This window comes from Serratia odorifera (genome assembly GCF_041448735.1).
GTDB classification, from domain to species: Bacteria; Pseudomonadota; Gammaproteobacteria; order Enterobacterales; family Enterobacteriaceae; genus Serratia_F; species Serratia_F odorifera.
In genome coordinates this window covers 49,871-62,351 of record NZ_JBGMUT010000002.1, presented here as the reverse complement: position 1 = coordinate 62,351, position 12,481 = coordinate 49,871, and the positions used below count along the sequence as shown (strand labels likewise).

The following is a 12,481-nucleotide window of genomic DNA, read 5'->3' as shown; positions in this document are numbered from 1 at the left end:
AAAAGCCGCCAAATCAGCACGTTTATCGCTACAAAACGCCCTGAAGCGCTGAAAAACTCGGCAATCATCCGGCATAAAAAAACCCCGCGAATCTCCTCGCGGGGCTGTGTATGGACGAGCAATCGCAGGCTAGACGTCTGATTACTGCCAGCTCACCCGGCCGAAAGGCCTGAGCAAAAGGCAACCCAGTCGCTGCCTGGCACCAGATACGGCTATCAGGCCTGCGCTTCGCGCTCGGCAATATAGGCCAGTGCCTGATCGATACGCTTCAGGCTGCGCGCCTGGCCGATGGCATGAACGGTAACGTCCATGCCCGGCGACTGACCGGCGCCGGTGACGGCCACGCGTAATGGCATGCCCACTTTGCCCATGCCAACACCCAGTTGATCTGCCGTGCCCTGAATGGCGTTATGCACATTTTCCGGCGTCCATTCGGTGATGGCAGCCAGATTGACGCGCACCGCTTCCAACGGCTGGCGAGCCACCGGCCGCAAATGTTTCTTCGCCGCATCGGCATCAAACTCGCTGAAGTCTTCGTAGAAATAGCGGCAGGCAGCGGCCATTTCCTTCAGCGTCTTGCAACGCTCGCCCAGCAGTTTGACGATATCCTTCAGTTCCGGTCCGTTGCGCGTTTCGATGCCCTGCTGTTCAACGTGCCATGCCAGATGCACTGCCACCTGTTCCGCCGGCATATGGTTAATGTAGTGATGGTTTAACCATTGCAGCTTTTCGGTGTTGAAGGCGCTGGCGGACTTGCTGATGTCATTCAGCGAGAAGAACTGCTTCATTTCATCAATGGTGAAGATTTCCTGATCGCCATGGGACCAGCCCAGACGCACCAGATAGTTCAGCAACGCTTCAGGCAGGTAGCCATCATCGCGGTATTGCATTACGCCGACCGCGCCGTGACGTTTGGACAGCTTTTTGCCGTCATCACCCAGGATCATCGATACGTGCGCGTATTCCGGCACTGGCGCACCCAGCGCCTTCAGGATGTTGATCTGGCGCGGCGTGTTATTGATATGGTCTTCGCCACGGATCACGTGAGTGATTTCCATATCCCAGTCGTCGACCACCACGCAGAAATTGTAGGTCGGTGAACCGTCGGTACGCCGGATGATCAAATCATCCAGTTCCTGGTTGCTGAATTCGATTGGCCCGCGGATTTGATCGTCGAAAATCACCGCACCATCTTGCGGGTTACGGAAACGCACCACGTGTGGCTCATCGGCGGTGTGGCTGCACTGGCTGTCGCGGCAGTGACCGTCGTAACGCGGCTTTTCGCCGTTTTCCATCTGTTTTTCGCGCAGCGCTTCCAAACGCTCTTTGGAGCAGTAGCAACGGTAAGCGGTGCCCTGCTCGAGCATCTCGTCAATCACGCCGTTGTAGCGATCGAAACGTTTGGTCTGATAATACGGGCCTTCATCCCAATCCAGGTTCAGCCAGTTCATCCCATCCATAATGGCGTCGATAGCATCCTGGGTGGAACGCTCCAGATCGGTATCTTCGATGCGCAGAACGAACTCGCCGCCGGCGTGGCGACTGAACAGCCAGGAATAAAGCGCAGTACGCGCGCCGCCGACGTGCAGGTAGCCGGTTGGGCTCGGTGCAAAACGGGTTTTGATTTTCATTGGGATCACTGCCTTATTACGCAACGCGTGTCAGCGGGTGCCGACGATTGCTCGGAATTGAAAAAAGTGGGCAACATTGTATCACCACGTGCTAATTCCTCAACGCCGACACGGCATCAGCCGGTGCTATTTCATCAATGTTACGCCGTTTTTCACATAACAATGAGCAAAGAAACGGCAGCGCTGGCGATAAATATCGCATCCTGTTTAAATTTGCGGCGAACGATTGAAATCATTTTAAAAACCGTTGACTCACTTTCAACTATCCCTATAATGCGACTCCAACAAGACGGGGCGATTAGCTCAGTTGGTAGAGCATCTCCTTTACACGGAGGGGGTCGGCGGTTCGAGCCCGTCATCGCCCACCATCTTGTTAAGCAGTGAGAAAAATGAGGGTGATTAGCTCAGTTGGTAGAGCATCTCCTTTACACGGAGGGGGTCGGCGGTTCGAGCCCGTCATCACCCACCATCATTCTCTCGCTGATGCAGTATCCGGAAGTCCTGAAGTGGGTGATTAGCTCAGTTGGTAGAGCATCTCCTTTACACGGAGGGGGTCGGCGGTTCGAGCCCGTCATCACCCACCACTTCTGCGGGTCGTTAGCTCAGTTGGTAGAGCAGTTGACTTTTAATCAATTGGTCGCAGGTTCGAATCCTGCACGACCCACCAATTAAGAAAAAAGCGCCTTTAGGCGCTTTTTTTGCATTTAAGCTCGGCGTAATCTCGAACGCCGACCTACTAACCGCTCTCTTTAGGCGCTTCTTTTCATTTATACACCAGACAACAATAAGGCGCTGCACGCAGCGCCTTGATTATCCCATCACCACGCCGGCATCAGGCCGCCAGCGTTGCGCCACCGTCAATCACAATATCCTGCATGGTAATATGGCTGGCCAGATCCGACGCCAGAAACAGAATCGCGTTAGAGACTTCCTGCGGCTGCGCTATTTTCCCCAACGGAATACCGAGTTTAAACTGCTGCGGGAAGCCTTGAATGGTCTTCTGCTCGCCGGTTTCATCCTGCCACATGCCGCGCTGCATCGGCGTATTGGTTGAACCCGGCGATACCATGTTCGATCGCACGCCGAACTCGGCCATTTCCAGACCCACGGTTTGGCACAGGCTGCGCAATGCGGCCTTTGAGGCGCAATATGCCGCCATGCCTACGCGCGGTACATGCGCCGCATTGGAAGCAATGCTGACGATCGCGCCGCGCCGCTGACGGCGAAATACCGGCAATGCATGGCGGAACATGTTAAACGCCCCGCCGGCATTGACATTGAGGCATGCCATCCAGTCCGCCGAACTGGTTGCATCGGTCAGCCCCATACGCAAAATACCCGCGCCGTTGACCAACACATCCAACTCCCCCTGCTCTGCCAACAGGCGGGTACAAACGCCATCCACCGCCTCACCGTCGGCAATATCCAGCACTTCGCAGCGGAACGGATACTCCCGCTGATCAAACCGCAGATCAAACCCCACCACCTCCGCCCCGGCAGCAACAAAGTCCAGCGCGGTTTGCAGACCGATACCGGCACCGGCGCCGGTTACCCACACCCGTTTGCCGTTAAAATCCCACCCGCTCATCACGCCTTCTCCCCGGAAAGCAACGCCCACCAACTGTCGATGGTTGGGCTTTTCGCCAGCGCGATAAAATCGATATCGCTGCGGATCTTGCGCCAGCGAGTCGCCAGTTCCATGATACGCACCGAATCCAGACCATAGTCGATCAGGTTTTCGTCGTTGGCCATATCGTCACTGTCTTCGTCCAATAGCGGCAGTATCTGCTGACGCAGCGCATCCTTGCTGGCGATGCCCGGCAGCAGATCGGCGGTAGCCACCACCCGCCCGCAGCGACCGGCAGTGTAGCGCAGCGCCATTAAGTGTTCATCGCGGGAAAAGTCCGCCAACCCATCGGCCACCATAAATGGCTTGATGTTGCGCATAAAGGCGTCAATTGCCGTTGTCAGGCAGCCGATGTGCGCATACACACCGCAAATAATCAGTTGATCGCGGCCTGACTCCTGCAAAATGTCTTGCAGCGGCGAGCGATGGAAGGCGCTGTAACGCCATTTCACCAATACGGTATCGTCAGCGTCCGGCGCCAGCGCGGCCACCACCGCCTGCTGTTCCGGATGTTTGTTCAGCCCCGGCCCCCACATGTCATTCAACAATGCGCGATCTTCGGCGCTCTGCTCATTGGGTTGTGCGGTATAAAACACTGGAATACCTTGTGCCTTGCAATAGCGACGCAGGTTGGCGATGTTGTCCACCACCTGCTTGATCAGCGCGCTGTCCTCGCCCCAAAAATTCAGGAAATACTGCTGCATATCGTGGATCAGCAGCGCGGCGCGTTGTGGTTCGAACGCCCAGTTGACCTTGTTGGCCGGCATTTCAGCTGCCGTTGGCAGCGCATAATCATTAAGTTTAGGAATGGCCATCGTTCAATCTCCCTGGACCTGAGTCGGTTGCTGCGCCTCCAGGCGCTGGCGCAGCAGTTTTTTGTCTACTTTGCCGACCGGCGTCAGCGGCAGGCTTTCCACCTGGACAAAACGGTCTGGCAATTTAAATTCCGCCACGCCCTGCGCACGCAGATGGCGCCGCAGCGCCACCGGCTTAAGCGTCTCGCTGGCAATAACGTAGGCGCAACTTTTCTCGCCCATCAGCGCATCCGGCATGGAAACCAGCGCGGCGTTAATCACCGCCGGATGACGTAGCAGCAGGTTTTCGATTTCTTCGGCGGCAATTTTCTCGCCGCCGCGATTGATCTGGTCCTTCTGCCGACCTTCGACGCAAAGATAGCCGTCTTCGGTCAGGCGAATCAGATCGCCGGAACAGTAAAAACCGTTCTCGTCGAAGGCTTCGGCATTGTGCTGCGGGCTTTGATAGTAGCCGCGGAAAGTATAAGGGCCGCGCGTCATCAGGCGACCAGTCTGCCCAACCGGCAACGGATTGCCGTCGTCGTCCGCCACCCAGACCTCGTCATCGGGCGACATCGGGCAGCCCTGGGTAGTAAGAATGTGCTGCCGATCGTCATCCAGTCGAGTGTAGTTAACCAGCCCTTCTGCCATGCCGAACACCTGCTGCAACTGGCAGCCGATTTCAGCGGGAATGCGTGCCGCCAGCGTTTCACCCAGTTTGGCGCCGCCAACCTGCAACAGTTTCAAGCTGGTCAACTGCTGGTTGCCGCCCCACTCTTCGATCGCCTGCAGCCACAGCGTGACCGCCGGAGGCACCAGCGCAGTAACGTTGATCCGGTGCTGTTCAATCAGCGTGAAGCACTGGGCCGCATCCGGATCGGCGGCAAACACCGCCACCCCACCGGCATACAACACCCCCAGCACGCCGGGTGAACTCATCGGATAGTTGTGCGCCACCGGCAGCGCGCACAGATAGCGCGTGTGCCGATCAAAATGGCAGATTTCCACGCTGCGGCGGATGCTGTAGTAATAATCGTTGTGAGTACGCGGGATCAGTTTCGGCGTGCCGGTACTGCCGCCGGAAAGCTGGAAAAACGCCACCCGATCGGCGGCAGACGGCGTGGCGCAAAAGCCTGCGCTGTCTTCGGCCAGCATCTGCGACAACGCCTGCGCGCCGTGCGGCTGATTACGCAACGCCACCACGCGCAGCGACGGATGCTGCTGACGGAACTCGGCCAGGAAATCATCGTTGGCGAACAGACCGTGCAGGCGATCGGCGATCAACACTGCCGGCTTGATCTGCGACGCATAGGCATGCAGCTCGCTGCGCTGATGGCTGAACAGCGCATTTACCGGCGCCACGCCGATTTTCAGCAGGGCAAAGAAGGTGACGTAAAATTCAACCACGTTGCCCAACTGCACCAGCGCGGTTTCGCCGGGTTGTACGCCACGGCGCAGCAGTGCCGCCGCCAGACGATCCGACCGCTGGTGCAATTGGCGATAGCTGAGGCTGGCGACCGCATCCACCAACGCGATATCGTCGTTATCAGCCTGGCGGGCGAGGATGTCGGTCAGGGGCAGATCAAGCCAATAACCGCGCTCACGATAACGCCGGGCAAAGACCTCCGGCCAGGGCGTAAAAGCAATGCTCATGTTTCTTATCCTTGATTCAGGCCAAAGGCGCGCAGAATGGTGCTGAGCTTGGTGCCGGTTTCATGCCATTCGGACTCTGGTGAAGAGTCCTGCACAATGCCGGCACCGGCAAATAGGCGTACCTGATTGCCGCTGACGGTTCCGCAGCGGATGGTCACCACCCATTCACCGTTGCCCTCGGCGTCACACCAGCCAACGATGCCGCCAAATACGCCGCGATCAAACGGCTCCAGCTCGGCAATCAGGTCACGCGCCACCCGGGTCGGCGTGCCGCACAGCGCCGGCGTCGGATGCAGCAGACAGGCCAGCGACAGCGCGTTTTCCTGCCGCGGATCCACTTCGCCGTCAATCGGCGTCGACAGGTGCCACAGCGTCGTGGTACTCAACAGTTCCGGCGCGTTGGGAATATGCAGGTAACGGCAACGGCCGCTTAACGCTGCGCGCATGCCTTCGGTAACAAAACGGTGCTCTTTATGGTCTTTAGTGGAGCTCAGTAACTGCTGGCTGACCTCGCGATCGCGCTGTGGATCGGCCTCGCGGCGGGCGGAGCCGGCCAGCGGATTGGAATAAAATTGCGCGCCGGTCTTACGCAGCAGCAGCTCGGGGCTGGCTCCCAGCAATGCGCCGTCTGCCAGCGGTACGTGGAAGTGAAAACCGTTCGGGTTCTGCGCAATGATGCGCGTCATCAGCGCATGGCGATCGACCGGCTGGCAGGTTTCAATCTCCAACAGGCGCGACAGCACCACCTTATCCAGCGTGCCTGCACGGGTTGCCGTCACCGCATCGCTGACCATTTGCATAAATGCTGCCTGTGCCGGCACTTCGGTTTTATGCGCGATATCCGGTGCCGCAGCGTGCTCTATCCCTTGCGCGGCCATAAAGGCATTACGATCGAACCAGCGGGTTTGGCGAGGGATAAACAACGACGACGGCTGTCGGGTATCGAACGGGATGGCGCCACACAGCACCGGCTGCTTGATGCCCGCCAGCCGAGCTTCGTCAAAGGCATGGCGCACCACCTGCTGAAATTCGCCGTTCACGTCGTCGCCACCCACCGCCGGCAAACTGACTTTGGCAAAACACCCCTGAGTGCTCAGGCTGCGGAAAGGAGAAGTGAAAAAGAAACCGGCAGCGAGATCCGGCGGTAGGTAACCCCCTTCACTGCTGTGCGATTGCATGTTTTTGGCACCATTCATGGCTGTATCCATCGGTACGCCCTCTATTGTTTGCTAATAATAACCAATATAATAATGATTATCATTTATGTTTACGGGCGCTAAATTACCCTCCGGATTTTACTATGTCAATAAACGTAAACACTTCTTTCCCATCACAATCATGGTATAAACAGTGTGGCATTAGCTAGATAAATGATAAGCATTAGTATTTAATCGACAGGAACACGCCGACATGAAGAATATCCTGCTTTTGGGGCTGGCCTTATTCGCCTTCACCGCTGCGCACGCCGCCTCTCCCCAGTGGCCGCGCACCATTGACACTGCCCATGGCGTCGTCACTCTCTCACAGGCACCAACGCGCATTGTCTCGACCAGCGTTACGGTCACCGGTACCCTGCTGGCGATTGGCGCGCCGGTGATCGCCAGTGGCGCCACCAGCCCCAACGGTAAGCTGGCCGACCAACAAGGCTTCTTCCGGCAATGGGGGGATATCGCCGCACAGCGCGGTGTCAAACGCCTGTATATCGGCGAACCCAACGCCGAAGCGATAGCCGGCGAAGCGCCGGATCTGATCGTGATGTCCGCCACCGGCGGCGATTCCGCCCTGCGCTTATACGATCAGTTATCGGCCATCGCGCCGGTGCTGGTGGTCAATTATGATGACAAAAGCTGGCAGCAACTGGCTACAGACCTGGGCTATGCCACCGGGCGCGACGCCGAGGCTGCCAAGCTGACCGCCGATTTCGCCGCGCGCGAGCAAGCGCTGAAACAGCGGATGACCTTGCCGCCGCAGCCGGTCAGCGCATTGGTGTTTCGCCACGACGGCAAGGCCGCCAACCTGTGGACCGCCGAGTCATCGCAGGGTGAAATGCTGCAACAACTGGGCTTCACGCTGGCACAGCCACCGTCCAACGTCCACGGCAGCACCAGCCAGGGCGTGCGCAAGGACATTATTCAACTGAGCGGGGAAAATCTGGCGGGTAGTCTTAACGGCCAAACGCTGTTGCTGTTCGCCAACGATGACGGCGACGCCGAGCGCTTGATGGCAAATACCTTCCTGACGCACCTGCCTGCGGTGCAAAACAAGCGGGTCTACGCGCTGGGCAATGATACCTTTCGTCTGGATTACTACAGCGCCAGCAACTTGCTGACGCGATTAGAAAAACTGTTCATCCACTCACGTTAGCCAGACTGGCGGGTAGCGCCCGAATCGCCTTGCCGTCAGGCTATTCGGGCTATCCGGCGCAGCTTGAGCTCGCTGACATCAGGCTTGCGTCACCTGCGGTTTGTCGAGCGTCACCAGACGTAATCCACGCATGGCGAACACCAGCAGCACGCCGAGCACCGCGGCGCCAAAGCCAAAGCTGGTCGAGGTCATCGCCGGCAACATATACGCTCCCATCGCCCCCAGCAGCAACGCGCCCAGGGCATCACCCACCACGTTCTGCGCGGTCCACAGCCCATTGATGCGCCCGAGGAAGGCGTCCGGCGTCAGGCTCTGGATCAGCCCGTATTGCAGCAGCGAATTCACCGCGCTCAGGTAACCGAATGCCACCAGGCACGCCAGCGCCGCCCCGTACCACGGCATCAAACCAAACAAACCAATGGCGACGAACGCCGCTATCGCAGTCATCAGCATCATCCAGCCAGGCCGTGCCAGATGCGCCACCCGACCGCTGGTAAAGGCGCCAATCGCCGCGCCGAGCGGTACCGCCGCATACATCAGGCCCAGGCTGGAAGCGCCGACCAGCCAGTCGCCCGCCAGCGCCGGGTAGAGGATACGCACCGCACTGGCCATGGTCAGCAGCGCGCCGATCAGCGCCACCATACCGATCACTTTATTCTGGAACAGAAAGGCAAAGCCACCTGCCAGCGCTTTCAGCGGGTGCTCGCGCGGCTGTGGCGGCGGCATCAGCTGCGGCAGACGTAGCAGTGGCATCAGCGTCAGCAAGGTGCCCAACGCTGCCAGACCGTAGTTCCACGCCACGCCGGCATGGGCTATCACCAACCCGCCCACCGCCGGCGACAGGATCGATCCAAAACGCACCGTCAGCATACTGATGGCGCCGGCCTGGACAATGTTTTCCCGCCCAACCAACGCCGGTGTCGCAGCCAGCAGCGCCGTCACGCCGACGGCGCCAAAGAAGCCATCCCACACCGATAACAGATAGATCGCCACCAGCGATGGGGTTGGCAATGCGGCATTGATGCACATGCCGACAAAGCCGATGCCACAGGTTGAACGCGCAAACAGGATCAGGCGACGGCGTTCGTAGCGATCCGCCAGTACACCGCCCATCAACAGCCCGGCAAACATGCCGCTGCCGGCCAAGGTAACCGCCAGACCGACCAGCAGCGTTGAGCCGGTCAACGCCTGAATCTGCACCGGTATCGCGATGGCCATCAATCCCAACGCCAAAATGGAAATAAAACGTGCGCAGAACACGGCACGGAACGCCCGATTGGTCTTGAGCAGACCAAAATCAAGCAAAATCGAGGGCTTACTCATTTGTCTATCACCACAACTTTTAAAAGGGATTGCGTGCTTGCTGCTGCATTGCGCCAGCGAGTCATGCTACCATAGATGAATACAATCAATAATGATAATAAATATCATTTATATTCAATTGAATAATGGGTTGCCATGTTCCGGCTTACACACAATGGTTCGCACTCCTCACATCCCTCGCAGGAGCGCCTGATATTCGGCACCACACGCGCTTTCCGCCGCAGGCTGTACGGCCTGGTACTGGCATTACTGACGCTATTGCTGATGATGGCGCTCAGCCTGTCGCTGGGCGCAAAGCCAATTCCCTTCACCACCGTGCTGCAGGCCCTCAATGGCCAATGCAGCGGCGTCGACTGCACGATCGTCACCAATGCACGACTGCCGCGCACGCTGGTGGGGCTGTTGGCCGGTATCGCGCTCGGGCTGGCCGGCGCGCTGATGCAAACCCTGACGCGCAACCCGCTGGCCGACCCTGGCATTCTCGGCGTTAATGCCGGTGCCGGCTTTGCCGTGGTGCTCGGCATTACGCTGTTTGGCGCCGCCGACATCGACCAATACCTGTGGTTCGCCTTTGCCGGCGCGCTGGGCGCGACGCTCTTGGTGGCGCTGGTCGGCGCGCTGGGGCGTAGTACATTGAACCCGATTCGCCTGACGCTGGCAGGCGTCGCGCTCGGCGCGGTGCTGGAAGGCATGACCTCCGGCATTGCGCTGCTCAACCCTCAAACGTTCGATCAACTGCGCTTCTGGCAGGCCGGTTCGCTGGATATCCAGAACATGCAGGTGGTACGCACCGTCACCCTGCCAATTGTGCTCGGTACGCTGATCGCCCTGTGGATGACCAAGGCGCTCAACAGCCTGAGCATGGGTAGCGAACTGGCCACCGCGCTGGGCACCGGTATCGTGCGCACCCAATTGCTCGGCCTGCTGGCGATCACCCTGCTGTGCGGCAGCGCCACCGCCGCCGTCGGGCCAATCGCCTTCGTCGGCCTGATGATGCCGCACGTCGCGCGCCGTCTGGCCGGTTCGGAACTGCACTGGATCCTGCCGTGGACGCTGGTACTGACCCCCATTCTGCTTCTCGGCGCCGACTTGCTCGGTCGCTTCCTGGTGGCCGGCGAACTGCGGGTCTCGATCGTAACCGCATTGCTCGGCGCCCCGGTGTTGATCGCCCTGGTTCGCCAGCGCCACATGTTCCGCAGGAGTTGCTGATGTCGCTGCATGCTACCCGTCTGATGCGCCCGTCGCACCCTGCCCGCCTGTCACGCGCGACGCTGACCCCGCTGGCGCTGCTGTTCGCTTGCGCCAGCCTGGCCATTTACGCGCTCGGTTCCGGTACCCTGTCGCTCAGCGCGTTACAGGTGATCGACGCACTGCGCGGCGAAGGACCGGCCAATTTAACGGTGATCGTCAGCCAATGGCGCTTGCCACGCGTAGCGATGGCGCTGATATTGGGCGCCGCACTCGGCATCAGCGGCGCCATTTTCCAGTCGTTGCTGCGCAATCCGCTCGGCAGCCCGGATGTTATCGGTTTCAATACCGGTGCCTACAGCGGCGTGCTGGTAGCGGTGGTGCTGTTCAACGGTGGCGTACTTGGCATCACCTCCGGCGCGTTGATCGGTGGCCTGTTAACCGCGGCGCTGATTTACCTGTTGGCATGGCGCAATGGCATCGAGGCCTTCCGGCTGATTATCGTCGGCATTGCGGTGCGCGCGCTGCTGGTGGGCGCCAATACCTGGTTGATTATCACCGCCTCGCTGGAATCGGCGATGACCGCCGGATTATGGAGCGCCGGTTCGCTTAACGGCGTCACCTGGGCCAAAAGCCAGCCGGTGATGTTGGTGATCGCCGTCTGTGCACTGCTGCTGATGGCGTTGTCACGCCGCATGCGCCTGCTGGAAATGGGTGATGACGCCGCCTGCGCGCTTGGCGTGGCGGTTGAACGTTCACGCATTTTACTGCTGCTGATTGCGGTATTGCTGACCGCTGCGGCCACCGCCGTCGCCGGTCCGATCTCCTTTATTGCGCTGGTGGCGCCGCAAATTGCCCGCCGCCTGTGCGCCAACCGTCAGGTGCTGCTGTTAACCGCGCTGACCGGCGCGCTGCTGCTGCTGGCGGCCGACGTAACCGCACAGCGGCTGTTTATGCCGTATCAACTGCCGGTCGGCGCACTGACCGTCAGCATCGGCGGCATCTATCTGATTTGGCTATTAATCCGTGAGTCGCGAAAAAAATGAATGCTGAAACGCCTTTATCCGCGCCGCTGCGCGCCGAAAACCTGACGCTGGGCTATGACAAAAAAACCGTGGCGCATAACCTTTCAGTGTCCATCCCGCAGGGGGAACTGACGGTGATTATCGGCCCAAACGCCTGCGGGAAATCCACGCTGCTGCGTACCCTCAGCCGTCTGTTGCAACCACAGGCTGGCGCTGTATGGCTGAACGGCAAACTGATTGGCGAGTACGCCACCAAAGAGGTAGCCCGCCAGTTGGGATTGCTGCCGCAAAGCTCGATCGCGCCTGGCGATATCACGGTGTTCGATCTGGTGGCGCGCGGCCGTTATCCGCACCAGCGTCTGTTCAGCCGTTGGCGGGCGGAAGATCAGCAGGCGGTCACCGAGGCGATGCAGGCAACCGGCGTGGCCGAACTGGCCGAACTGGCGGTCGATACCCTGTCTGGCGGCCAACGCCAGCGCGTCTGGATCGCCATGGTGCTGGCCCAACAGACGCCACTGCTGTTGCTGGACGAACCGACCACCTGGCTGGACATCGCGCATCAGATCGATCTGCTGGAATTGATGCGTCGCTTGAACCGCGACAATGGCCATACCCTGGTGGTCGTGCTGCATGATTTGAACCACGCCTGTCGCTATGCAACGCACTTGATTGCCATGCGCGGCGGCAAGGTGATCGCAGAAGGCGCGCCAAAAGACATTGTCACGCCGGAACTGATCGAAGACGTGTACGGACTGAAATGCATGATCATTGACGATCCGGTGTCGCACACGCCGCTGGTGGTGCCGTTGGGCAAATAAGCCAGCACAGACGCAAAAAAGGGCTGAATATACTTCAGCCCTTTTTATCGGTCGGCGG

The 12,481-nt window shown here is 59.3% G+C and carries 10 protein-coding genes and 4 tRNA genes; 8 read left to right on the top strand and 6 right to left on the bottom strand.

Annotation, left to right across the window (positions count from 1 at the left end):
* Positions 1-215: 215 nt before the first annotated feature.
* On the bottom strand, positions 216-1,631 hold the full coding sequence (gene gltX, locus ACCC84_RS06465) for a glutamate--tRNA ligase (RefSeq protein ID WP_198773496.1): 1,416 nt from the start codon (positions 1,629-1,631) through the stop codon (positions 216-218).
* Between the two features lie 292 nt (positions 1,632-1,923).
* Here gltX and ACCC84_RS06460 point away from each other — a divergent pair.
* From ACCC84_RS06460 to ACCC84_RS06445, 4 genes are all read left to right on the top strand, one after another.
* A tRNA-Val gene (locus tag ACCC84_RS06460) sits at positions 1,924-1,999 on the top strand.
* A gap of 25 nt (positions 2,000-2,024) precedes the next feature.
* Positions 2,025-2,100 (top strand) — tRNA-Val (locus ACCC84_RS06455).
* A 39-nt stretch (positions 2,101-2,139) separates the two neighbouring features.
* Positions 2,140-2,215 (top strand) — tRNA-Val (locus ACCC84_RS06450).
* A gap of 7 nt (positions 2,216-2,222) precedes the next feature.
* A tRNA-Lys gene (locus tag ACCC84_RS06445) sits at positions 2,223-2,298 on the top strand.
* Between the two features lie 165 nt (positions 2,299-2,463).
* On the opposite strand, the gene dhbA is transcribed toward ACCC84_RS06445, so the two are convergent.
* From dhbA to ACCC84_RS06425, 4 genes are read right to left on the bottom strand one after another with little or no spacing between them, the layout of a single operon-like run.
* The gene (gene dhbA, locus ACCC84_RS06440) at positions 2,464-3,219 is read right to left on the bottom strand and encodes a 2,3-dihydro-2,3-dihydroxybenzoate dehydrogenase (RefSeq protein WP_198773497.1); all 756 of its coding nucleotides are present in this window, start codon (positions 3,217-3,219) and stop codon (positions 2,464-2,466) included.
* Positions 3,219-4,073 carry an isochorismatase gene (locus tag ACCC84_RS06435; RefSeq protein WP_004960204.1) on the bottom strand — a complete coding sequence of 285 codons (855 nt, stop codon included), beginning with the start codon at positions 4,071-4,073 and terminating at the stop codon, positions 3,219-3,221. The genes dhbA and ACCC84_RS06435 overlap by 1 nt, the downstream gene beginning before the upstream one ends.
* A 3-nt stretch (positions 4,074-4,076) precedes the next feature.
* Positions 4,077-5,705: a (2,3-dihydroxybenzoyl)adenylate synthase gene (locus ACCC84_RS06430; RefSeq protein ID WP_004960203.1), complete on the bottom strand. Its 1,629-nt coding sequence runs from the start codon at positions 5,703-5,705 to the stop codon at positions 4,077-4,079.
* A 5-nt stretch (positions 5,706-5,710) separates the two neighbouring features.
* Complete coding sequence (locus ACCC84_RS06425; RefSeq protein ID WP_004960202.1) at positions 5,711-6,913, bottom strand: isochorismate synthase; 1,203 nt, start codon at positions 6,911-6,913, stop codon at positions 5,711-5,713.
* 202 nt (positions 6,914-7,115) lie between these two features.
* Here ACCC84_RS06425 and fepB point away from each other — a divergent pair, with 202 nt between their 5' ends.
* The gene (gene fepB / locus ACCC84_RS06420) at positions 7,116-8,069 is read left to right on the top strand and encodes a Fe2+-enterobactin ABC transporter substrate-binding protein (protein WP_004960201.1); all 954 of its coding nucleotides are present in this window, start codon (positions 7,116-7,118) and stop codon (positions 8,067-8,069) included.
* Positions 8,070-8,147: 78 nt separating this feature from the next.
* On the opposite strand, the gene entS is transcribed toward fepB, so the two are convergent.
* The gene (gene entS / locus ACCC84_RS06415) at positions 8,148-9,392 is read right to left on the bottom strand and encodes an enterobactin transporter EntS (protein WP_371901672.1); all 1,245 of its coding nucleotides are present in this window, start codon (positions 9,390-9,392) and stop codon (positions 8,148-8,150) included.
* Between the two features lie 135 nt (positions 9,393-9,527).
* Here entS and fepD point away from each other — a divergent pair, with 135 nt between their 5' ends.
* The 3 genes from fepD to ACCC84_RS06400 are packed head-to-tail and all read left to right on the top strand — an operon-like array spanning position 9,528 to position 12,423.
* The gene (gene fepD / locus ACCC84_RS06410) at positions 9,528-10,601 is read left to right on the top strand and encodes a Fe(3+)-siderophore ABC transporter permease (RefSeq protein WP_004960199.1); all 1,074 of its coding nucleotides are present in this window, start codon (positions 9,528-9,530) and stop codon (positions 10,599-10,601) included.
* Positions 10,601-11,626 carry an iron-enterobactin ABC transporter permease gene (fepG, locus tag ACCC84_RS06405; RefSeq protein ID WP_273872302.1) on the top strand — a complete coding sequence of 342 codons (1,026 nt, stop codon included), beginning with the start codon at positions 10,601-10,603 and terminating at the stop codon, positions 11,624-11,626. The genes fepD and fepG overlap by 1 nt, the downstream gene beginning before the upstream one ends.
* Entirely contained in the window at positions 11,623-12,423 is an 801-nt protein-coding gene (locus ACCC84_RS06400) for an ATP-binding cassette domain-containing protein (RefSeq protein ID WP_004960196.1), read from the top strand. Before fepG ends, ACCC84_RS06400 begins: the two co-directional genes overlap by 4 nt.
* The last annotated feature ends 58 nt before the right edge of the window (positions 12,424-12,481 follow it).